19 protein-coding genes are annotated in these 22,193 nt (G+C 39.0%); 11 read left to right on the top strand and 8 right to left on the bottom strand.

The window, feature by feature from the left end; translation table 11 throughout:
* Window positions 1–17 precede the first annotated feature (17 nt).
* Together CLI64_RS04715 and CLI64_RS04710 are read left to right on the top strand one after the other, a co-directional pair.
* Window positions 18–2,102 carry a dynamin family protein gene (locus tag CLI64_RS04715; RefSeq protein WP_103136137.1) on the top strand — a complete coding sequence of 695 codons (2,085 nt, stop codon included), beginning with the start codon at window positions 18–20 and terminating at the stop codon, window positions 2,100–2,102.
* A 174-nt stretch (window positions 2,103–2,276) separates the two neighbouring features.
* Complete coding sequence (locus CLI64_RS04710) at window positions 2,277–4,505, top strand: dynamin family protein (protein ID WP_103136136.1); 2,229 nt, start codon at window positions 2,277–2,279, stop codon at window positions 4,503–4,505.
* A gap of 70 nt (window positions 4,506–4,575) precedes the next feature.
* Here CLI64_RS04710 and CLI64_RS04705 read toward each other — a convergent pair whose 3' ends face one another.
* Window positions 4,576–7,032: a VIT domain-containing protein gene (locus tag CLI64_RS04705; RefSeq protein WP_103136135.1), complete on the bottom strand. Its 2,457-nt coding sequence runs from the start codon at window positions 7,030–7,032 to the stop codon at window positions 4,576–4,578.
* 201 nt (window positions 7,033–7,233) lie between these two features.
* Here CLI64_RS04705 and CLI64_RS04700 point away from each other — a divergent pair, with 201 nt between their 5' ends.
* Genes CLI64_RS04700 through CLI64_RS04690 form a run of 3 tightly spaced genes read left to right on the top strand, consistent with a single transcriptional unit; the run spans window position 7,234 to window position 8,671 of the window.
* On the top strand, window positions 7,234–7,767 hold the full coding sequence (locus CLI64_RS04700) for a hypothetical protein (RefSeq protein ID WP_103136134.1): 534 nt from the start codon (window positions 7,234–7,236) through the stop codon (window positions 7,765–7,767).
* A 12-nt stretch (window positions 7,768–7,779) separates the two neighbouring features.
* Window positions 7,780–8,211, top strand: a complete 432-nt coding sequence (locus tag CLI64_RS04695; RefSeq protein ID WP_225977510.1) for a hypothetical protein — start codon at window positions 7,780–7,782, stop codon at window positions 8,209–8,211.
* 10 nt (window positions 8,212–8,221) lie between these two features.
* Window positions 8,222–8,671, top strand: coding sequence for an HNH endonuclease (locus tag CLI64_RS04690; RefSeq protein ID WP_103136133.1), 450 nt, complete (start codon window positions 8,222–8,224; stop codon window positions 8,669–8,671).
* A gap of 58 nt (window positions 8,672–8,729) precedes the next feature.
* Here CLI64_RS04690 and CLI64_RS04685 read toward each other — a convergent pair whose 3' ends face one another.
* Window positions 8,730–8,975 (bottom strand): UPF0175 family protein, encoded by a 246-nt coding sequence (locus CLI64_RS04685; RefSeq protein ID WP_103136132.1) that lies wholly within the window; start codon window positions 8,973–8,975, stop codon window positions 8,730–8,732.
* A 96-nt stretch (window positions 8,976–9,071) separates the two neighbouring features.
* Here CLI64_RS04685 and CLI64_RS04680 point away from each other — a divergent pair, with 96 nt between their 5' ends.
* Window positions 9,072–10,574 carry an NB-ARC domain-containing protein gene (locus CLI64_RS04680; RefSeq protein WP_103136131.1) on the top strand — a complete coding sequence of 501 codons (1,503 nt, stop codon included), beginning with the start codon at window positions 9,072–9,074 and terminating at the stop codon, window positions 10,572–10,574.
* A gap of 163 nt (window positions 10,575–10,737) precedes the next feature.
* Here the strand turns inward: CLI64_RS04680 and CLI64_RS04675 are convergent, their stop codons facing one another.
* Together CLI64_RS04675 and CLI64_RS04670 are read right to left on the bottom strand one after the other, a co-directional pair.
* Window positions 10,738–11,322: a Uma2 family endonuclease gene (locus tag CLI64_RS04675; RefSeq protein ID WP_103140591.1), complete on the bottom strand. Its 585-nt coding sequence runs from the start codon at window positions 11,320–11,322 to the stop codon at window positions 10,738–10,740.
* A gap of 170 nt (window positions 11,323–11,492) precedes the next feature.
* Window positions 11,493–12,131, bottom strand: coding sequence for a peroxiredoxin (locus CLI64_RS04670; protein ID WP_103136130.1), 639 nt, complete (start codon window positions 12,129–12,131; stop codon window positions 11,493–11,495).
* 381 nt (window positions 12,132–12,512) lie between these two features.
* Here CLI64_RS04670 and CLI64_RS04665 point away from each other — a divergent pair, with 381 nt between their 5' ends.
* The 5 genes from CLI64_RS04665 to CLI64_RS04645 all read left to right on the top strand — a co-directional run bounded on the left by CLI64_RS04665 (window position 12,513) and on the right by CLI64_RS04645 (window position 17,145).
* On the top strand, window positions 12,513–14,225 hold the full coding sequence (locus CLI64_RS04665; RefSeq protein WP_103136129.1) for a VWA domain-containing protein: 1,713 nt from the start codon (window positions 12,513–12,515) through the stop codon (window positions 14,223–14,225).
* Between the two features lie 46 nt (window positions 14,226–14,271).
* Window positions 14,272–14,997 carry a hypothetical protein gene (locus tag CLI64_RS04660; protein ID WP_103136128.1) on the top strand — a complete coding sequence of 242 codons (726 nt, stop codon included), beginning with the start codon at window positions 14,272–14,274 and terminating at the stop codon, window positions 14,995–14,997.
* 116 nt (window positions 14,998–15,113) lie between these two features.
* Window positions 15,114–15,668: a hypothetical protein gene (locus CLI64_RS04655; protein ID WP_103136127.1), complete on the top strand. Its 555-nt coding sequence runs from the start codon at window positions 15,114–15,116 to the stop codon at window positions 15,666–15,668.
* A gap of 1 nt (window position 15,669) precedes the next feature.
* Complete coding sequence (locus CLI64_RS04650) at window positions 15,670–16,791, top strand: substrate-binding domain-containing protein (RefSeq protein ID WP_103136126.1); 1,122 nt, start codon at window positions 15,670–15,672, stop codon at window positions 16,789–16,791.
* 3 nt (window positions 16,792–16,794) lie between these two features.
* Window positions 16,795–17,145, top strand: coding sequence for a hypothetical protein (locus CLI64_RS04645; RefSeq protein ID WP_103136125.1), 351 nt, complete (start codon window positions 16,795–16,797; stop codon window positions 17,143–17,145).
* On the opposite strand, the gene hpsP is transcribed toward CLI64_RS04645, so the two are convergent.
* From hpsP to psaK, 4 genes are all read right to left on the bottom strand, one after another.
* Entirely contained in the window at window positions 17,142–18,326 is a 1,185-nt protein-coding gene (gene hpsP / locus CLI64_RS04640) for a hormogonium polysaccharide biosynthesis glycosyltransferase HpsP (RefSeq protein ID WP_103136124.1), read from the bottom strand. The two genes, CLI64_RS04645 and hpsP, sit on opposite strands and share 4 nt — an antisense overlap.
* Before the next feature lie 76 nt (window positions 18,327–18,402).
* Window positions 18,403–19,578 (bottom strand): hormogonium polysaccharide biosynthesis glycosyltransferase HpsO, encoded by a 1,176-nt coding sequence (gene hpsO, locus CLI64_RS04635; RefSeq protein ID WP_103136123.1) that lies wholly within the window; start codon window positions 19,576–19,578, stop codon window positions 18,403–18,405.
* A 336-nt stretch (window positions 19,579–19,914) separates the two neighbouring features.
* The gene (gene hpsN, locus CLI64_RS04630) at window positions 19,915–20,952 is read right to left on the bottom strand and encodes a hormogonium polysaccharide biosynthesis glycosyltransferase HpsN (protein ID WP_103136122.1); all 1,038 of its coding nucleotides are present in this window, start codon (window positions 20,950–20,952) and stop codon (window positions 19,915–19,917) included.
* 650 nt (window positions 20,953–21,602) lie between these two features.
* Window positions 21,603–21,863 (bottom strand): photosystem I reaction center subunit PsaK, encoded by a 261-nt coding sequence (gene psaK / locus CLI64_RS04625; protein ID WP_103140590.1) that lies wholly within the window; start codon window positions 21,861–21,863, stop codon window positions 21,603–21,605.
* Window positions 21,864–22,193 lie beyond the last annotated feature (330 nt).

Below are 22,193 nucleotides of genomic sequence, written 5' to 3'. Positions count from 1 at the left end.
ATTAAGGGATAATTTCTATGGTAAGTCAAGTAGCATCTGATCAATTTATTCAAGACTTAGAACGGGTTGCTCAAGTTCGTTCTGAGATGGCAATGTGTTTACAAAATCTATCTGAAACTATTCATCAAGCTGAGTTAGATGGAGAGTCTTCATCTGGTAAACTCAGTTTAGAAAGAGATTTAGAAGATATTGACATAGCTAGTAAGAATCTCAAAAAAGGTGTATTTCGCCTACTAGTTTTAGGCGATATGAAACGGGGTAAAAGCACATTTTTAAATGCTTTAATTGGTGAAAATTTACTTCCTAGCGATGTTAACCCCTGTACCGCAGTTTTAACTATTTTGCGGTATGGAGCAGAAAAAAAAGTGACGATTCACTTTAATGATGGCAAAAGTCCACAGCAGCTAGATTTTCAAAGCTTTAAGTATAAATATACAATTGATCCGGCAGAAGCCAAAAAGTTAGAACAGGAGAAAAAACAAGCATTTCCTGATGTTGATTATGCAGTGGTTGAGTATCCTTTAACATTGTTAGAGAAAGGCATTGAAATTGTTGATAGTCCAGGATTGAATGACACAGAAGCGCGGAATGAATTATCTTTAGGATATGTGAATAATTGTCATGCGATTTTGTTTGTGATGAGAGCTTCTCAACCTTGCACTTTGGGTGAGCGTCGTTATCTTGAAAACTATGTGAAAGGTCGTGGTTTATCGGTTTTCTTCTTAATTAATGCTTGGGATCAGGTAAAAGAATCATTGATTGATCCTGACGATGCGGAAGATTTACAAGCAGCAGAAAATAGACTCAGAAAGGTTTTTAAGGCGAATTTAGGGGAATATTGCCACGTAGACGGTCAAGATATTTATGATGAGCGTGTATTTGAATTATCATCAATTCAAGCACTAAGAAGACGTTTGAAGGATTCCCAAGCTGATTTAGCGGGGACTGGCTTTCCAGAATTCATGAGTGCGCTTAATACTTTTCTTACCAGAGAAAGAGCGATCGCGGAACTAAGACAAGTCAGAACCTTAGCTAGACAAGCCGTGAATCATACCCGCGAAGCTATAGGCCGCAGAATTCCCTTATTAGACCAAAATGTGGCAGAATTAAAATCCCGTATTGATTCTGTAGAACCAGAGTTTAAAAAACTTACCGATATTCGGGATCAATTCCAGAAAGAAATTTTTAATACTAGAGACTCACAAGCTAGAAAAATCTCTGAATCTTTCCGTAGTTATGTGATGAATTTAGGTAATACTTTTGAAAGTGATTTTCTACGCTATCAACCAGAATTAAATCTGTGGGATTTTCTGAGTAACGGTAAGCGAGAAGCTTTTAATGCAGCACTGCAAAAAGCCTTTGAACAATACATGGCTGATAAATGTGCAGCTTGGACTTTAACTGCTGAAAAAGATATTAATACCGCTTTTAAAGAATTATCCCGTAGTGCAGCGCAGTATGGCGCATCTTATCATCAAGTTACAGAAAGAATTACCGAAAAGCTCACCGATAAACAAGTTAAAGTCAATGCGGCTAGTGGTAGCACAGAGGAAGATAACTCTCCCACCTGGGCAAAATGGGCTATGGGATTATTATCCCTTTCTAGGGGGAATTTAGCTGGTATAGCAATGGCTGGTGCTGGATTTGATTGGAAAAATATTCTGTTAAATTATTTCACTGTCATTGGTGTGGGAAGTATCATCACCGCAGTTACAGGTGTGATGCTTGGCCCCATTGGATTTGCTTTACTGGGTTTAGGAGTGGGTTTTTTACAAGCGGATCAGGCGCGTAAAGAACTAGTGAAAACTGCTAAAAAAGAGTTAGTTAAATATTTGCCGCAAATTGCTAATGAGCAATCGCAAATTGTGTATGATGCGGTCAAAGAATGTTTCGATAGTTATGAGAAAGAGGTCAGTAAGCGAATTAATGATGATATTAATTCGCGTAAATCGGAGTTAGATAATTTACTCAAGCAAAAACAAACACGGGAAATTAACCGAGAGGCTGAATTAAAACGACTGAAAACCTTGCAGGAAAATATCATCGCTCAATTACAAAAAATTGAGGCGGTGTATAGTAATCTTTTAGCTGCTTATAGTTAGGATTTAGTTCCCTCCCCTTTTTCCAGGGGAGGGTTAGGGTGGGGTGAAAATATTTGAGATTTTCAAACAGTCTCTAACGCAGAGTAACGCGGAGGTTTACGTAAAGTAACGCCAGGTAAGAAGATAAGTTTTGTGCTGCGGGGTAAAATAACTCTGGGAATAGGTAATGGAAATATGCCACAACAGGATATAAAACATAAAGATTTAGTAGATGCGCTGAAATCTGCGTCTAATTTACTGGGGCTGGAACGGTCATCACAGTTATATCAAGATATAGTTAATATTGGTAATTATTTAACTAATCCTAATTTTAGAATTGCAGTTTTTGGCCCTTTTAATCATGGTAAGTCTACTTTATTAAATGCTATCTTGGGGACTCGGACTTTACCTATAGATTTAATTCCCACTACAGGCGCAGCTATTACTGTCAAATATGGTTCTGATGTGAGAACTCGCATTATGTTGCGGGATGGAACTGAAGTCTATCGCAGTGGAACGGATATTTTACAGCAATATGCAATTTTAGATGGTGATCGACAGATGCGGAAAGATGTCGCATCTGTTGAAGTTTTTTGTCCTCATACTTTTTTAGAAACTGGTGTGGAGTTTATTGATTTACCAGGAACTAATGATAGAGATGAGCAGGATAATTTAGTAAGAGAGCAACTTTTTAGTACAGATTTAGTTGTGCAGTTATTAGATGCGCGTAAATTAATGACGTTGGGTGAACGGGAAAATTTACGCGATTGGTTATTAGATAGAAATATTAAAACAGTTATTTTTGTTGCTAATTTTATTAATTTACTTGACACAGAAGAACAAAAACAAGTACAGAATCGACTGCGATTTGTGGCGGAAAGTTTTCGTGCAGAATTACCTCCTGGGTTTAGTAATTTATATCGTGTGGATGCTTTACCAGCTTTACGCGCTAGGTTAAAAGGTGATGTGGCTGCGGCGAGTAGTAGCGGCTTAGTGGCGTTTGAGACAGCTTTGCAAAATGTTGTGAGTATTTTACAACAAAATCGGGGTGATGTGAGGTTGCCGAGAGTAGAGGCGATCGCATCCCAAATTCAATTGGCATTGAAGCATAAAATTGACCCCATCGCTAATGAATTTAAAGCTGTCGATGATAAGCAAAATGCTAAAATAGAAATTAAACAAAAAGCTAAAAATCTCATTACACAAGGATTTAATACTAGTTTATCTGAGTTAAGAGATTGGCTATATTTACCCAAATTATTAACTAAATATCAGGCTGATGGGGCTGTGGCATTAGCAGAAAATAACTTTAAATATTGGCAAACTAATAACTTAAAAAAAGATTTGAATGATTTACAGTTAGCCGTGATGAAATGGCTATATCAAGCCTATGATTTTTTCAAGGAAGAACGTCCCGAAGATTTATTAATTCCTTTCCCTCCAGAACCACAGATTACTTTACCCCCCAAGCCAGATAGTAATGAATTATTAAGTGAACCAGGAGCAGTGGCGGTAGGTGGTGGAATTGGTTGGTTATTAGGCGGGCCTGTGGGTGCTGCTGTAGTTGGGAGTATTTCTTATCTTTTGAATAAGAATATACAAAAGCTGGAAGAAAAATCATCTAACGAATCCTATCACCAACAAGTCGCGAGAATTTGTATCACTGCTATTGAAGATTACTTAGCCCAATTTAGTCGTCAAGCCTTAGCAATAATATCTGAATTTGAACATCAAGCTGAAAAAGTTATTTACTTTCAAATCACTCACGAACCGTCAGATATAACTAAAAAACGGGAAGAAATAAGGCGACTACAACAGGGATTTAATCAGTTAATAACTGAGTTAGTAAAGGCTAAAATTCCTACTAAATATCAGCCATATATAGAAATACCCAAAGTTAGTCAACCCCAACCTCAACAAAAGTCTTCTCGACAGCAAGAACGCATTTATACTCGTCCACCACAACCGGAAAATACAACTAAAACCACTGAGAAAAAAGTTGAACCACCAAAACAACAAGTTTACTCACCACCACCACCACCAAAAACAACACCCGCACCCAATCCCGCAGAGCTAGAAGAAAAGTTTCGTAAATGGGAACTAGATGAAGAAATCGCCCAAATAAAAGCTCAAATGCGTTCTCCTGGTAATCAAAATAATCAGCAACAAACAACGCAAACTCAAAATCAGCAAGCACGCAAACCACCCCAAAACCAAGCCGAAAAAGATAAAATTGCGCGCGCTTATAAAATTTTAGGTTTGCCACAAGATGCAGCCTTTGCTGATGTTAAACAGACTTATAAAACTTTAGTTAAAAAATGGCATCCAGATTTATTTGTGAACCAACCCCAGATGCAAAAACAAGCGCAGGAAAAAATGCGTTTGTTGAATGAAGCTTATACAGTTTTATCTGATCAAAAATAGGGGTTTAGGGGTGTAAGGGTGTGGGGGTGTAGGGGAAGAAAAACCGGGATAAACCCGGTATAATTTTGTATTAGGTTTGCAATCGCAGTGTTAGAGACACTGTATTTGTGAGCAATTGAGGGATACGCCAAGAAACAAGCGATCGCCTGATAATATCAATTACAGTCTGTTCTTTAAGAGAAGAAGCCTCTTCATCAAACAACACCTGTCTGACTCGTCCTTTATTTATCTGCAACTCAAACACTAAATCGCCGCTAAAACCTGTAGGTAATTGGATAGATTCTAAATACTGAGTCAGAAGCACAACCATCTGTTCATTCAATCCTGTCACACTCACCACCTTTAAATGCACGACAGGAGCAATTTCAGGATCAAAGGTTTCTGCTTCTAACAATAACCGTAAATCCTCCAAATCTTCATTCAAATCACTGTAAGCTGCCGGTGGTGGGGGTGCTTCCATAAAACAGTCACTGAGATCACTGAATGATAATTCATTGAGTTCTTCGAGATGAAAGGATGAGAATTCAGTTTCCGCTTCTGGCGTGATTGGAGATGCTAGGCTTCGCTTACGTTGCAAAAACTCAGGCGCAGGAGACACCATATTTGCCATGATGGGAGGAGGCGCAGCAGCACTAACAGCACTACCATAAATACCTTGATAGCTGATACCTTCAGCCATTTCCACAGGTACTTGCACCGCAACTGAACCTTGGCGCGAATTAACTCGTACATCATCACTCACCGCTACAAAAGCTGTATATTGCGATAACAGTTGATAAGTCAAAGCCGTATCCGTCACCGCTTGTACACCCAACTTAGTGTCGCCACTCACCATCTTATTCATCAATTCCTTGATGCGGGAACGTCCCCAAAGTTGAGCAATGGCTGGGTTTCCTGCTTCCTCAAATTCCAGGTTAATTGTATTTTGATAGCGTGTACCACCCGCAACGATTCCCGTAATGTGGAGTTTTCCCCCGCGCGCATCAGGCTTTTTACCAAATAAAACTAACGGCTGTTCCGCAAACAAATCTGGAGGCGTAGCAGGATAGATAATTGGCGCATCACCATCGCCTTCCCATTGCAAATTAATGTTAGCCAAAACAGGATTATTAATTTGACGGTAGAATTTATCGACTACCTTATCCGTTGGTTCATCGTGGCGAATAATGTGAGATATACCCCTTCCTAATTCTGCAATGCGATTTAGTAAAAATCGATTCACCGAACTACCCGCACCAAAACTATAAAGGCGGTTTCCTGGTTGGAGATGTTGTTGCACTTCGGCAAGGATTTGGTTTTCATTGCCGATATAACCATCCGTCAACAATACAATACTCCGCAAACGTCCAGGATCTGTAACAGGGAAATTCAACACAGCACGAATTCCGCGTAACATCTCCGTGCCACCGTTAGCAGTCAATCGATTAATATAATTGATAGCGCGTGTGCGATTTTGGGCATTATTAGCAAGAGGAACAGGCGATAATTGCCGAGTCGTATCAGAGAAATCAACAATACTAAAAGTATCATCAGAATTAAGTCCATTAATAAAGCGGCGCATCAACTCCTGACATTGCATCAATGGCGCACCCATTTGTGAACCAGAAGTATCAATGAGAAATACCACATCTTTAGGAACAACCTGATTTTCACGATACCGAAGTGCAGGAATTAGATATAGTGCAAAATGTCCACCCCGTTCATCAGCTTGGCTGAGTACGGTGGCTTGAGTAGATTCGCCTGCTACTTGATAGCGTAAAATCAAGTCTTTATTCGGAATTGTGTCCCCACCCGCCAACTTCACCAACACTCGCTTTTCTGCGTAACTTATCTGAATTTGGTGAGAAGGAGACTGGATATTTTGCACCTCAACCCCCGCATCAATTTCTATGGTGACATTAATATCGTGGGGCGATCGCATACCCGATGGTAAGATAGGTGCATTCAACCGTGAACCATCGGGAACTATATCTGTATCTTGATTTTGCGTCATCGGTGCAGTAGCCGAACCAACACCGCCTGCATTTCCCTCAATTGGTATCCCTGGAATGTAACGCGGAGCAACCACCATCGGGAAAACAAACTCATAATTACCCGCCGTAAATTTTAAACTTTCAGAGTAGCGAATAATCACATCAATTTGCTCACCCGGTTGAATATTGGCGAGAGACTGAGTAAAAATGTTGTCCCGTTCTTGTTCCAACAGTCCGGCGGTGCGTCCTTGCTGCTTCGCTTGTTCGTAGATTTGCTGTGCTTCTTGGCGTTTTTTTATACTACCTCTAATAGTCTTCTCACCAATCCGAATCAGCATATCATCAACAGCCGCCTCATCCGGTAACGGGAAGATATAAACAGCTTCTAACGTAGTTGTGAAAGGATTTTCAAAACTTTGGGTAACTTCCACCCGTGAGATATTCCCCGCAATTTTGGCTTGTACTTCAGTATGCTTCAGGGGGAAAGCAATTTGCTGTTGTTCAGGCGTTTGAACATATAAGCCACCAGCTTGGTGTTCTAAAGGTTGAGTCATATAAGTTACCTCACGCTTTTATGTTATGTCTCTAGCGTAAGCGGGTTGACTCGGCAGATATGCTCAGTTTTGTGTTCAGTCGATGCTCAGTGTCAAATGATATTTTTTGATAATAGACTGAAATTGTTATTTGAACTCAACTACATGGGTAAAATATATCTAAAAGAATGTAATTTATTTTACTAAAAATCCTCAAAAACCGTGAATAAGTCACAAGCGATTAATCTATTGGAAAACGAGGGATGGACAAAAGCAGATGCTATGCGAGCGTTGGAAGTAATTGACTTTAAAAGCAATCCTGATGAAATTACGATTCGGCGAGCTACTTCACGTTTTGCGGGTACAGAACTCATTAATCGCCAACGACTCCAAGCTTCTCAGAAAGGTATGGTCACAAAGAAAAATAAAGAGATTGAAAGAACTCATCAGGAATATACAGCTAAAATCAACGGATTAAATCAGTCTTACCAAAAAGAACAAGAAAAATATGCAACCCAAATTCAACATCTATCTAACACAAATAAAGTGTTAGAGACTCAACTTCAAAATGCCAACACTCAAAATAATGAGTTAGTTAAAGCTAATCAACAATTACAAAAAGATAATAAAGATTTGAAAAATATCATAGATGGAATCAAACTCAAGCTGACTATGAATATCAAACAACTTCTCCAGTATGAAGACAGTGAAATTCGGAAAGCTTTAATTCATATGTTTAAATCTACACTTGGCTAGGCAATTTGTCTTATGGCTAAAAATAAAAGAAAATACCAGGGTATGAGTTATCGATTGATTCAAGTCAATAATTCTAACAATAGACTAAAACTGCATAAGACAGACCAAATCTGGTTAAAGGAAAACAACTATAAAAATATTGGATGGAATCATGTAATTGCTCTTTACGAAAAAATTACAGAACTCTTACAAGAATATCATTTGAATGATTTAACACTGGAAGAATTATTCTTAGAAGCTGATCGGATAGGTAATAAATATCAAACTTTTCAAGAAATTAATAATTTTAATCAACAGTTAGCTGTAGAAGTAAATGCAATTGCAGAAGCTATAGATAATCAGTTTCCTGACACAGAAATAGAGTTTATTGATTTTAGTAATAATTACCAAGGTTCAAAGAATAATAGAAATCATCGAAAATACTATAGAACTACAGGGTATTAATTAAAATCTTATGAATCTAGAAAATAAAGGTCTTAGAGAATTATTTTCTTTAGCCAATCAGATTGGTAATAAGCGTTATCACAAACTTACACATCAAGACTTTGAAAAATACAGAGAATTTGATTACTGGCGTTATGTCAATGGTGATTATGAGTGTGGAACTACCCAAGAAAGTAGAGATTGGGTGACGGAGAATTCAGATAGTTACTGTCCCATTTGTGAGCAGCATTACTCAGTAAAGGGTGGTAAAACCATTGATCATAAGTTACCGCGATCGCAATATCCTTGGTTATCAATGAATTTTCACAACCTCTGGGTAATTTGCCGAGATTGTAATCAAGAAAAGAGTGAAATGAATTGGTATGAATATGAACATTATATATTTGTCAATTATCATGATTGGTATCCTGTGGTGAAAGCGGCACGTCCCAAGTTACTGCTCCATTCATTAAAAGATTAACTTAGGAAATTATTCATGGCTGCAAGATTGTTGATCGGTGAGGTATCGCTGACAATAATCATAACCTGCCCATATCCTGCAAGTTTTTGATGTCTTGTTCAAAATCGTCCAAGCCGTAGTGAACCGGAATTTGACGACTGGCAAGCAAATGCTGAAATGCAATCCGGTTCATCCCTGCCAAACGACTGGCTTGAGCAAGGGTGAGTTTATCTTTCTGAAACAGCATAACTGCAATTTCTTGTTTCAGTTCAGCATCAGTCATACGGGTTGCAGCTAAAATTTCATCAGGAATAACGATGCTCATGGCTGGATTTATCTCTACATAACTATTCTATTGATTTGTATGAGTAGAAAGTTCTGTTAAGCCAAAATAGAGACGATCTGCTCAGTTAACAGATATATGTCAAACTCGCTCAAAGCATCAACAACTGGACTGGGAATTGTAGACAAGGCGCGGAAACGTCTTGGCTGGACGAAAACTAGCACGGCGCGTTGGTGGCAAGATGCTCACACTTCTAGAGCTACTTTACGGCGATTTTGGCAAGGCGATCGCATTCAGCAAGAAATTTTCATCGCTATCTGTCAGGCTGTTGGCATTAACGATTGGCAAAGTATCGCAGAAATCCCTAACGCAGACTTCGAGGAAACCTCTACACAATACCTCGACTGGGATGAAGCACCTGATGTTGAAAGTTTTTATGGACGTAATCAAGAATTAACTCAGTTAGAAGAATGGATTTTAGCTCATCGCTGTAAACTAATCATCATTACAGGGATTGCTGGCATTGGCAAAACGTCTCTGGCTCTGGCTTTAGCTGACCGCATTCAGTTAAAATTTGATGGGTTAATCTGGAAAACTCTTCACTTTACACCATCCCTAGTTTCCCTGTTAGATGGACTCCTCCACACCTTTAAGCAAACTCCGGTTGATGATATTCCTTCAGATACCGCAAAACTCATTCACCATCTGCAACAGCGTCGGTGTTTGTTGATTTTGGATGGGTTGGATAAGTCAGAGAAACACTATCATCAATTTATCCAGCAATTAAGCCACGCTCATCATCAAAGTTGCATTATTCTCACCAGTCGAGAACAACCAAATATTATTGACTCAAATACTAAAACGGTTCGCAGTCTCACGTTAACAGCATTACCAAAAGACGATGCGGTGAAACTATTGCAAGCCAGAGGATTCACAGGTAAAGAAATCGGATTATTACCCCTGATTCAACTTTATCGCGGCAATCCTTTGGCACTCAAACTAGTTACGCCGTTGATTCAGTCGGTGTTTGGTGGGAATATTGCGGCTTTTCTGAGTCAAAATACGATAGTAATTGGCGATGGTCTCCGACCGACCGGAGGTCATCGCTTGCGTGTTATCTTTAAGCAACAGTTTGAGCAACTGAGCGATTTAGAGCAAAATATTCTCTATTGGTTAGCAATTTGGCAACAACCAATCTCTTTTAGCCGCTTGCAAACTCATTTACTGATTTCTCTCGACCCAGCTACAATTTTAGATGCTATTGTCAGCTTGGAGCGGCGATCGCTTTTAGAAAAATGGATCTGTAGTGATGCACCAGCTTTTACCTTACAACCACTGGTGATGAAAATTGTTACTGATGAATTAGTAGAAAGTGGGACTCAAGAGATAATTCAGGTGATGCAGAGTCATGATATCGCTGATTTTAAAATTTTGCGAACCCATTGGTTATTGCGTCCGGGTAGCGATGATATTGTCGGCGATCGCATTTTACATCAACTACAAGAAAAACTCTGGCAGATTTATGGTGGAAATCTCGTACAAAATCTCCAACAAATTCTATTACTTTTAAATAATAAATCCCCTTTAGCAATTGGTTATATTGCAAGCAATATCACAACAATTATTAATCGATTAGGATGATAATCAGTAGAACGGGGTAAACCATTAAAGGTTTGTAGTGAGAACTTTAGTTCTCTCTACGAGACGCTCCGCGAACGGGAAAGGACTAAAGTCCTTACTACGAACTTAATTCTAATATTTTTAGATTATTTAACATATTTTTTTTAGGTTTTTCAACTTATAACTACCAAATTTTAGACATATTCAAGGAAAATCCTGGTAAAATAGGATCTGCGCTAACTGTATCAGGATTTTCTAAACATTCTTCAGGTTGGCCGGGACGATAAATATAAACTTGGCGGTGTTTGCGGTCGATTAAAAAACCTAACTGTACCCCTGGCTCTTGCATATATTCTGCCATTTTATCTTTTAGAGGCTGGAGATTATCGCTAGGCGATCGCAGTTCAATGACAAAATCAGGACAAATGGGTGCAAATACCTGTTGTTGTTCTGATGATAAAGCATTCCAACGTTCTAATTTCATCCAGGAAGCATCAGGAGAGCGTTTTGCACCCGTGGATAATGTAAAGCCTGTACTGGAGTCAAAACAAATACCTGTACCATCTTTTTCTGACCAAACTCCTACCTGTAAAGCTACATTAAAGTTACGATTTCCTGTTTCTGAACCCGTAGGCGGCATAATTGAAATTTCTCCGAACTGATTCATTTCAATGCGTAAGTCACGATTTACTTGACAGAAATCAAAGAATTGTTCATCTGTCATTTGCATTGATGGCGGCATTTGGATCACGAAGGAAGATGACAGCATCATAGTTCAACATCTGACTTTATTTTTCATTCTTACGTAAATACAAAAAAACGCAAAGATAAAGCTTTGCGTCTTAATAAAAGAAACTACGTAAAAATTCATCTACTCAAAACTGAATACTGATTCTCACTCAGCACGGGCTAACGCCCCGCTTCCGCTAACAGCACTCATTACTTATTAGGCTGAGGAGTCATCCGCAAGTAGGGTTTAATTTCTTGGTAGCCTTTGGGGAATTTCTCTTTCAATACTTCTGGGTCTTTGAGAGAAGGTACAATCACACAATCATCACCATCTTTCCAGTCAGCAGGGGTGGCTACGCTGTAGTTATCGGTGAGTTGTAGTGAATCAATTACCCGCAACAGTTCATCAAAGTTACGTCCGGTGCTGGGGGGGTAGGTGAAGGAAAGACGCAGTTTTTTGTTGGGATCAATTACAAATACGGAACGCACTGTGACAGCTGCGTTAGCGTTGGGGTGAATCATGTCGTAAAGGTCGGAAACTTTACGATCTGCGTCTGCCAAAATGGGGTAATTAAGGGTGGTGCTTTGAGTTTCTTCGATGTCACCAACCCAGCCATTGTGAGATTCTACATCATCAACACTGAGAGCGATCGCTTTCACATTGCGCTTGTCAAATTCTGGTTTGAGTTTCGCAACTGTACCTAATTCAGTTGTACAAACTGGTGTATAGTCAGCAGGGTGAGAGAACAGCACTACCCAGCTATCACCAGCCCATGTGTAAAAATCTATGTCGCCATGTGTAGACGCTTGTGTAAAGTTGGGTACTGTATCACCAAGACGGAGAGCCATATAAGATTCCCTGTAGTTAAGTAAGGCTTATGTATTTTACCGTGTCGTCATGACACAACATCGGTTTCCCCATCGGCTTTTAGTGCTTTGTAACAAAATTTTAACTTTTTCGCAGCTAAAAGGCTATTTCAGATAGGGAACCATAACTCACGGATTCTGATTATTGCACAAATGGGATGTATTTGTTTTTTCTGCATCATGAACTAAATAATTTGATACCTTTTCGGGAATTGTCTGCATAGGGTTTGTGGTTTGTAGAGGTACTTAATCATCTAAAGTCAGTGATGCGGGATACCTATTGACTTTTACAATACATAAGTAAAAATCAAGGAAGTTTCTTCCTCATTCCCTATTTTCTATTCCCCATTCCCTAATAAATACATGATTTTCAAAGGGTCTTGGTCGATTAAGCGTTTGACAGCAGCCTTTGGTGTACTGTTACTAACAGCTTGTAATGGTAATGCCAACTCTGATGATAATTTTACGGGTTTGAAAGTTAAGCTTTTGGTGGGTAGTGCTTTGGGCGATTTTTGCACCCAAGCCGCAAAAAATTTTAATGCGACTCAACCGAAGTTAAATAACGGGACGGCATTTCGGGTAAGTTGTGAGGCGCAGGGTAGCGGCGACGTAGTTACCCAGGTAGTTAATTCTGCTACTCAGTTGAAAAATGGCACTTTGTCGGCAGATGCGGCGGACTTACCCACGATTATTTCTCTGGATGGAGATATATATCACAGTCAGCTAATTTACCGCATTAACCAAATATATCCAGGGCAAAATTATATCCCAGAAATTACTGATGCCCAGTTAATAGCAAACACGCCAATGGTGTTTATGGCGCAGCCAGATGTGGCTGAAGGGCTGAAGAAAGTCGCTGATCCTTATCAGGCGTTGATAACGGCGAAAACTCACAAAGATATTGACCCAGGCGCACCAGCTTTAACAGTTAACTATGTCCACACCGCGCCGACACGTTCTAATTCTGGTTTACAAACCTTGGTAGCTCAATATGCCAGTGTATCGGGTAAACGTCCAGAAGAGTTGACAGTTGCTGATGTGCAGAAGTTTCAGCCGCAAATTCAGCAAATTCAAAGCAAGATTACCCGTTATGGGGTTTCTACTAACTCTCTTGCCCAAGCGATGGTAAAAAATGGGCCGTTTTGGGCTTCTGTGGGGTCTGTATATGAGTCTAGTGTGATTGCGGCGAACTCTAGCTTGCAGCCAGGACAACAGCGTTATACAGCCGTGTATCCCAAAGTGACGTTTACTTCTAATATGCGGGCAATTATACCGAATGTGCCTTGGGTGAGTGCGGATGAGAAAGCAGCCGCAGAAAAGTTTATCACCTATTGGCGATCGCCTGAAACTCAAAAAATTGCCACCGACTTGGGTTTACGTCCTGGAACTCCTGGTGTGGCTTTGGGTGGAAAGTTTGCGCCAGATTTTGGTGTGGACTCTCAAGCTAAGTATGATTCCCTGCGACCACCAAAACCAGAGGTGGTGGATGCGATGTTGAAATCTTGGCAGGAAGCTTCTAAGAAACCTTCGCTAGTGGTGGTAGTGGTTGATTCTTCGGGTTCAATGGAAGGAAATAAGCTACCAGCAGTACAGAATACTTTATTAAATTATGTGAAGAACTTGGGAGTTAAGGAGCAAATTGCCCTTATAGACTTTGATTCTGATATTCGTCCCCCAGTGTTAGTAGATGGTACACCCGAAGGGCGCGATCGCGGTCTGCAATTTATCAGTGGACTAAGAGCCGATGGTGGAACAAAATTATATGATGCGGCAATTTATGCTCGTGATTGGTTACAAAAAAATCGTCGTCAAAATGCCATTAATGCGGTTTTAATCTTAACGGATGGTGAGGATTCTGGTTCGCAAACTTCTTTAGAACAACTATCAACTGAATTGCAAAAGAGTGGGTTTTCTACTGACCAAAGAATAGGCTTTTTTACCATTGGTTATGGTAAAGAGGGTGAGTTTAATCCTAATGCTTTGAAAAAAATTGCTGAATCGAATGGGGGGTATTATTCTCAAGGTAATCCAGAGACAATTTCGCGGTTGATGTCTGATTTACAGGTGGAGTTTTAAACGCAGAGTTACGCTGAGGAAAACGCAAAGGGGCGCGGAGTTTTTTATGGTGAAGTTAGTGAATCCGTTGTATTATCCGGTAGCTGTTTTGGTTGGTGGCTTGACTCTAGTTGTTGGGGTGCGGTTGGGTAATTTGTCTAGTTTGGTAATGATACCTGTGGCGACTGGTGTGGCGGTGGCTGGTGCTAGTTTTTTCAAGTCTCGTGAAGGTGAGGTATTAGAGTTAGATAACCCAGCTTTGGAACGGGAAATATTAACAGTTAAATCGTCGGCTTTGTCATTAGCTAATCAAGCTAATGCTATGCGGTTAGAGGTGCAGAAATTATTAACTGACACTTTTCAGGTGGAACTATTGACAACGGTTTTAATGAGTTGCGATCGCGCCGCCGAACTTCCTGGTAAACTTGATAAATTAGGAGTTAGTCTACATCACACAAATTCACTCCTTTCTATCGAAGCTTTACAACAGCAACTTACAGAAGTAAAAACCAAATTACCAAATAGTTCTGGTGTGGCTAAACGACATCTTAATCAATTAGCAGAGAGTCTAAAACGTAACATACAGCTAGCACAAGAAGGTGAAGATAGTCGCCTAGCCAGAGTCATCAATATTGCGACTTTAATTCAAGATTTTGCTGGTGTATTGCAAAAGCTGCAAACAAGATTACGTACATCTGATTTAACTGATTCTGAGCAAATTAATGGTTTGCAATTAATTGCTGATGAACTCAATAGCCTGACAGAAAATCTGGATTTAGTAGTAAGACAATAATTATATTCAGTTTGTAGTAAGGGCTTTAGCCCTGAAAATCAAAAACTCAATTTTCTAAACGCAAAATTCATTTGTATTGATAAACATGGGATTCTTCACCTTCATTCAGAATATACATGAAGAAGAAAATCAGCCCTCTCAAAAAATTTACCTTTGCTGTCATCGTTACAGAGTTGTTGATAGTCATTCCTATGTTGGTATTGACGCTGGGTAAATCAGTTAACTTAAAATGTCAACGAATTGAACCTAATTATGTCAAATGTCAGCAGCAGGTTAGCCATTTATATGGTTTGTGGTCAAATACGCCTACATCATTTAGATTAACGGGTGTGGAGATAGAAGAGTATGTCTTTAAAGAAGATTTACCTGCGGGGACTTATATTTATCTCCAAACCAATAATCAAGGAGAAGAACTATATTTTTACGGGAGTAATTTAAACACGGCATTAGCAGATAAAGAACGTCTGGAAACCCTACTAAGCAATAATGGTCAAGCATCCTTAGAAATTACAGTTAAAGATACTTATTTGAGTGCTTTAGATTTTCTGACAACCTTAGTAGGTCTCAACATTATTATTATCTTTTCGATAGCTTTATTCTCCTTAGTTACTCTGATTATATTTGTGGTGACACTAGTTACCGCTAGTTACTTCTTCAGTAAAACAAAATAATATGAAAAGCAAAAAATCTCAATTCAAGCGCAGAAAACAAGTTTTTACCTCTATTACGATTATCGTAGCTGCATTAGGTTTAACTTACGCCCCAATTCCTGGTTTACAGCAAACAGTGGTCATTGTTAGCGGGACAGAATTACAAGAACCACTGCAACAACTAGAAGCTAAATTTGAGCAAGAAAACCCCAATATCAAGTTAGAACTCAAGTTTCAGGGTTCACAAGATATGGTTAACAATTATGTTGACCAGAAAAACGATTTTAAACCTGCGGTGTTAATTCCAGCCAATGGAGAAATTTTAACAGAATTGGGCGATCGCCTCCGCACTACCACCCAAACCGAACCATTTTATGAAACTCCTCAACCATTAGCTAAAACTCTATTAGTGGGTATCGCTTGGCCGGAACGCGGTAAAGTTCTTTTTCCCAATGGACGCTTTCAATGGTCAAAACTGGAACAAGCAATGCAAGCTGGTAATTGGGGAAAAGTTGGCGGTGCAATTAACTGGGGTAGTTTTGATTTTGTCACCACAGACCCCACGCGGTCTAGTAGCGGTCAGTTGACTTTAAACTTGTGGACACAATCAAAATTAGGTGGTGCTATTAACGCTGATAGTTTTAATAATTCCTCTGTCCAAGAACTATTTAGTTTAATCAAAAAATCAGTTTATCAACCACCTCGTTCTACAGATATTCTCCTACAAGAATTTATTGTGAGAGGTGCTAATGATGCTGATGTCGCTACTGTATATGAAAGTGTAGCTTTATATCGTTGGCAACAATCAGCAGCCAGTAAAGGTAGACCATACCAAGTTTATTATTTAGACCCATCAATTGAAACTACCGCCACCGCCGCAATTGTCCGGCGAGACGTAGACGCAGGTACAGCAAAAGCCGCCAAACGATTTTTAGACTTTCTTACCCAACCAGAACAACAAGCAGTATTTGTTCAGTATGGTTTTCGTCCGGTGAATAATAACGTTGATTTAAAAACTGTACCGAATAGTCCGTGGAATAAAAATATTCCTGGTGTAGAGGTAAAGCCGAGTGTGAAAATTCTGCCACCACCAGATAGTAAAACCATTACAGAAATTCAACGTCAATGGGAAAGGGCGAATTAAAAAATGGAATTAACTAAAGGATTAATAGTATTTTTTGTAATCTTCGTTTTACCTATAGGGATATACTTACAATGTTTTACAGAAAGTGTATTTATCTTCAATCCTTTAATTGATACTAAATTACCTCCAGGTTTTACATTGCAAAAGTTCGACAGTATTAAACCAGGAATGACCAAAGCTGAAGTATCAAAAATTTTACCAGCACCGAGGTATTCATCAGATGATGGACTTTCTTGGCGTTATGGTGAAGATGGTGCAGCACCATTTGGTGATTTTGCGTGGTTTGACTTTACAATACACTTTGATGCAGAAGGAAAAGTGATCAAAACAGAACGCCAAACATTCCATGACTAAATTTTCAGAGTCAATTGATTATAAGCTTGAATCATTTGGCGTGCGATCGCATCCCAGCTAAAATTTTCTAAAGCATAATTTCTCGCATTCACACCCCGACGCTGACATTCTTGGGGATTTTGCAAAGCTGTTTGTAGTAACTCCACCAAAGATTCTACATCTGTTGTTCCCACCCAACCAGATTCACTATCTCGCACCTGTTCCCAAATATGTACTTGGTCAGAAATTACCACGGGTTTTCCTGCTACCATTGCCTCAGCAACAGCAATACCAAAGTTTTCGTAGTAAGAAGGTAGAACAAATAAATCAGCCGCCTGTAATAACCTGGTTTTTAATTCACCAGTCACAAAACCTGTAATTGTAGTGTGGGATTTTAAAGGCGAATTAGCGATTTGGTCTTTAATTTTTTGTTCATAATCTGGGTCTTGGGGACTTGCACCAGACAAAATGAAATGAAAATTTTTTCCCAACTCTAGTAGCTTCTCCAAAGCTGGAATCAGCAGATTTAGCCCTTTTTTCGGGTCAAGTCGTGACATAAATAGCACCCAAGGAATATTATCTTGTATTCCCCATTCTCTACTGATGAACGTTTTACCATTCTCAGAGGAAAGTTGAGGCGGAATCACTCCCAAAGGAATTACTAAATCTTTTGTATTAACACCAAATCTTGCTGATACTTTCGCTTCTTGCTCACTAGTAAAATGAATCGCAGCAGCATTAGCTAAATTACGCCTTTCAATAATTTCTACATATAGCTTTTTTAATTGTTTTTTCTTTAATAAATCAGCCGGATCAAGTGTACCTAAAGGACGTAAAATATAAGGTAAATTTTCCTGACGACATACCAACGCCGCCGCACTACTTACAGGCGAAAATAAAGCGTGAATATGCGCTATATCAAATTCCTTAGCATGATTTTTCAGCCATTTGAGTAAATCTAGAGAAAATTTATAACGACGAAATGGCGCACAGCGAAAATAGATAATTTCATAACCATCCTGTGAAATGGGAACATTTAAAGGTACATCCAGAGGTTTTTGACCAGTATCACCATTACTATCTGTAGTTATTACCGTAACTTTCGCACCTTCCTTAGCTAAAGCAGGTGCTAATCCCAAAACCATTTGACTAGGGCCACCATAAACCAAAGAAATAGAGGGAACAATTTGTAAAATTTTCATTTTTAAAAAAGGGAGAAGTAATGAGTGCTGTTAGCGGAAGCGGGGCGTTTAGCCCGTGCTGACTAATGACTAATGACTAATGACTAATGACTAATTCCTGATAAAACTCAAACTGCTGCTTGGCTAAAGCCTTATTTGTGTATTGAGTCATTGCTTTTTGATATCCCAATTCAGCTAATTTATGCGCTAAATCCGGTTTTTCTATTAGTTGTAATAAACAGTCTGCTAAAGCTTCCGCTTTCCCTTCAGGAAATACCATACCAGCCTCACCAATTACATGAGGTATTTCGCCTGAGTCAGAACCAACTACAGGAACTCTACACGCCATAGCCTCAATGATTACGTGACCAAATTGTTCTTTCCACCCAACAGAAGTCAGGGTTTTAAATTGATAGGTAGTCTCTGATGGTAGAACTAAGGTATTCATCAAATTAATATAATTAGCAACTTCATCATGAGGTACACTTTCTACAAAAATTACTCTATCTTGTAGATGATTTTCGGTTGCTAATTGCACTAGTTCTTCTTTTAAAACACCGCGTCCTAATAATAATAATTTCCAATTTTTATCTTTTAGTATCACTAAAGACCGCAAAAGTGTTAATAAACCCTTTTCAGGTACAAATCTCCCCACAAATCCCACAACAAAATCATTTGCTGCAATACCTAATTTAGCGGCTAATTCTGGTTGTGATTTGGGTGTAAATAGTGTTTCATCTACACCTAATTGTGGCATGACTTTAATTGCACCTTGATAACCTCTTTGTCGTAAAATTTCCGCCCCATCCTGATTACCGGAAATAATACCGTGACTATGATTGAGGTTATATTTTTCTAGTAAAGCTATTGGTGGTTTTAATTCGTAAGGTAAATTCCACCAAGTGAAAAAGATATTTTTCGCTTTTAGTCCTAATAACTGATTTAGGACAATCATCTGAGTATAAGCTAGACTCCTAGAACCCTGTTCCACTTGAATGATTTGGGGGCGAAATTGTCGCAACAAGGAGATTAAATCAGCACCAAATGTCAGTAACCCTTGATGATTTTGACTAAAGTTAGTAACTGGAACTATTTTAAATGTCCCTTCATCCCGATACTCAGTTTCAATAACTTTATTTTGTACACCGCCAGGTTTCCAAACTTTAGGAACTACAACTATTACTTCAATTCCTGGTTCTAACTGAGATAACGCACGCAACTTTTCACAGTTGAGGTCTACAATATACGTATGACTTGCAACTAAGATTCTCATAAATATTTACTACTATTTAGCTGTCAATACTTAATTAAGTAGAACGGTGGAAATAATTAAAGGTTGGTAGTGAGGACTTCAGTCCTCTCTTAGAGACACTCCGCGTTCGCGCAGCGTCCCGCAGGGAACAAATAAGGACTAATACCATTTCACGAAAAATCTGATACAGATGTAAACCCTAAAATCCTTGCTACATCTAAGTTTTTTAATTGCGAATTGCGAATTGCGAATTGTGAATTGGTATAAAGTCCTTACTACAAAACGAATTTCTCAATTTTTACATTGCTTAATGTAGTTTTGTTTTTTCGCACCGACTTACTTAGTTTTCACTAATGACTAATGACTAATGACTAATGACTCTGAACTCTTAGTTATTGATTCTTGATCAAGACGACTATAAATTTGTCCATCATCCCACAGAGATCGGATAAGACTCCCTAAAGCATTGAAAAAACCCAAGATATAGAAAATACCACGGGTCAAAACTTTAATTGGTGAACCACTTTTATGACAGGGAGGACGACCAAGGACGTGACAATCAAATAACCTGGCGTATAGACGTAAAGCTTGGCTAGCGGTGAGGTTTTTCATCGCCATCAGGAAATGATTGTGGTAGAAAGTGAATTGATATTTGAGCGATCGCATACTAATATCATGACACCCCCCAGTTTCTTCTCCTAAATGGACTAAACAAGCCTCTGGGTCATACCAAATTTTATATCCTGTCTTGCGGAACCTCAGACAAAAGTCGGATTCTTCCCGGACAGCACTACCGCGAAATCTCTCATCAAACCGCAGTCCATACTTAGTGAAAATTTCCCGACGGAAAGACATATTACAACCCCGCGCACTTAACACTTGTTGGGGCTTAATGGTATGTACTAAATCGATATGATACCAAGCAATCCCAGGGTTCATTGCTTCTGGGGGTAAATATTCAATCTCAAACTCTCCCTTAGACTCACCTAATTTCATTCTGTCAAACACCCGTCCAGCTACCGCCCCTATCTCTGGGTTTTGCAGATAATTTTTGACATGATTTGAGATATAGTCAGGCGTTAATTTGACATCATCATCAATGAAAATAATAATTTCACCCGCAGACCTTCTCACACCATAATTTCGCGCCCCTGGTAAACTCGCCCAATTCAAGCGAAACCATTTAATTTTGTCTTTCGCGGCTAGTTCTTCTAGATAGCTTTGTATGTCTGCTTGATGCGTGGGTGATTGATCTACTACCAAAACTTCAAAATTCGGGTAATTTTGATTTAAAACATCTGCAATGCTATCTCGTAGTGGTTCTTCTCTACCGTAAGTCGGAATAATTACAGTGACTAAGGGATGATTATTTGTGGAAGAATTAGGAAATTCCATAATTTTAACGTTTTTATACCCTTTATTTACGTTTACATCTACTTAAATTTCAAACACTAGAGTCGTATAATTTTTAGAGTATGTTGCGTGCGATATCATTTTAGTTCCTCTAGCCTATAGGAAGCAAACTACACCATAGCGATCGCTCTCTAGTCAACCAATTTTAGATTGACGTTAGCGTAGCAGACGCACCACAGCGAGTATTTGAGATTGATTCCGCCCTCTGTCTTGCGGGGTATGAACCACAAAACCCGATTCTCATCGAACAGGAATCATACTGAATTGGGATAGGTAGTATTGTTTCCAGATTCTGGAATAGGCTAAGAATCTAGGCTTTTAATCCAAAATCCAAAATCCAAAATCCAAAATCCAAAATCCAAAATCCAAAATCCAAAATTGATATCAGTCATCAGCTATCAATTCTAAAGGCGTATGGCGAGAGTTTCCAAAGCCGTCTAGAGTATCAATACTCAAAAATCAATAAAAATAAATTGCCAAAAAAAGAACCAGGGAATATTTTCTCTGGTTCATAGATACAGACACAACAATCAATAACTAAATTATTTAGTTCAGCATGGAGTAAGTAGAGATACCACCTGAAATGAGCAAAAAACTTTTGCTGTTGGAGTGTTTATTTCTGGGTTTTTGTACTAGAATCTACCTAGATAGTGCAGTCCTAAGATTGTTCCTGCTCCTAAAATGTGACCAAATGCGGTAGTTGCTAACAATGCAGGTAAACCGAAGCCACCGAAGAGATTAGCAGAAGGTAAAGCGGGTTCTGAACTGGGATATTTGATGCTGGATTTACCAAAGGCAATGGCAATGATATTGGCAACAATCATGATAATGCCGATTGAGGGATTCCATTCCAATGGTGCAGTTGCAGCAGCGAGTAAGGTTGAAGTTAACACCTGAATAAGCTCCTGACATTTATTTTGATGATTGAAGATATCATCTGAAAAATCCCGCAATAAATTCAAGAGAAATTCCGATTTTGCATCAATATTTAACATTCATTTTCAATACTTCATAAATCTAGTGGTCTGACGTATTAAATATGAATGAGGGGTTCGTAGTTGCGATTTATCGCTGAAAAATTCAATATGAGTCCTAAAGCTAAGTGCTTGATGTTGTATCTACTTTGACATCTTGATGAAGATTATTGTTATAATTCTTTAAGTTGTGATGCGATCGCCATCATCCGAAAAACCAATATGTTGGAGGCGATCGCTAACAAGTGA

Source organism: Nostoc sp. CENA543 (assembly GCF_002896875.1).
In the GTDB taxonomy this organism is placed as follows: Bacteria; Cyanobacteriota; Cyanobacteriia; order Cyanobacteriales; family Nostocaceae; genus Trichormus.
This window is presented reverse-complemented; position numbering and strand designations above follow the sequence as displayed.

Excerpts from the sequence above, each read along its gene's own strand:
- CLI64_RS04715 (WP_103136137.1), top strand. The coding sequence starts at position 18 with ATGGTAAGTCAAGTAGCATCTGATCAATTTATTCAAGACTTAGAACGG.
- CLI64_RS04710 (WP_103136136.1), top strand. The coding sequence starts at position 2,277 with ATGCCACAACAGGATATAAAACATAAAGATTTAGTAGATGCGCTGAAA.
- CLI64_RS04705 (WP_103136135.1), bottom strand. The coding sequence starts at position 7,032 with ATGACTCAACCTTTAGAACACCAAGCTGGTGGCTTATATGTTCAAACG.
- CLI64_RS04695 (WP_225977510.1), top strand. The coding sequence starts at position 7,780 with ATGGCTAAAAATAAAAGAAAATACCAGGGTATGAGTTATCGATTGATT.
- CLI64_RS04690 (WP_103136133.1), top strand. The coding sequence starts at position 8,222 with ATGAATCTAGAAAATAAAGGTCTTAGAGAATTATTTTCTTTAGCCAAT.
- CLI64_RS04685 (WP_103136132.1), bottom strand. The coding sequence starts at position 8,975 with ATGAGCATCGTTATTCCTGATGAAATTTTAGCTGCAACCCGTATGACT.
- CLI64_RS04680 (WP_103136131.1), top strand. The coding sequence starts at position 9,072 with ATGTCAAACTCGCTCAAAGCATCAACAACTGGACTGGGAATTGTAGAC.
- CLI64_RS04675 (WP_103140591.1), bottom strand. The coding sequence starts at position 11,322 with ATGCTGTCATCTTCCTTCGTGATCCAAATGCCGCCATCAATGCAAATG.
- CLI64_RS04670 (WP_103136130.1), bottom strand. The coding sequence starts at position 12,131 with ATGGCTCTCCGTCTTGGTGATACAGTACCCAACTTTACACAAGCGTCT.
- CLI64_RS04665 (WP_103136129.1), top strand. The coding sequence starts at position 12,513 with ATGATTTTCAAAGGGTCTTGGTCGATTAAGCGTTTGACAGCAGCCTTT.
- CLI64_RS04660 (WP_103136128.1), top strand. The coding sequence starts at position 14,272 with ATGGTGAAGTTAGTGAATCCGTTGTATTATCCGGTAGCTGTTTTGGTT.
- CLI64_RS04655 (WP_103136127.1), top strand. The coding sequence starts at position 15,114 with ATGAAGAAGAAAATCAGCCCTCTCAAAAAATTTACCTTTGCTGTCATC.
- CLI64_RS04650 (WP_103136126.1), top strand. The coding sequence starts at position 15,670 with ATGAAAAGCAAAAAATCTCAATTCAAGCGCAGAAAACAAGTTTTTACC.
- CLI64_RS04645 (WP_103136125.1), top strand. The coding sequence starts at position 16,795 with ATGGAATTAACTAAAGGATTAATAGTATTTTTTGTAATCTTCGTTTTA.
- hpsP (WP_103136124.1), bottom strand. The coding sequence starts at position 18,326 with ATGAAAATTTTACAAATTGTTCCCTCTATTTCTTTGGTTTATGGTGGC.
- hpsO (WP_103136123.1), bottom strand. The coding sequence starts at position 19,578 with ATGAGAATCTTAGTTGCAAGTCATACGTATATTGTAGACCTCAACTGT.
- hpsN (WP_103136122.1), bottom strand. The coding sequence starts at position 20,952 with ATGGAATTTCCTAATTCTTCCACAAATAATCATCCCTTAGTCACTGTA.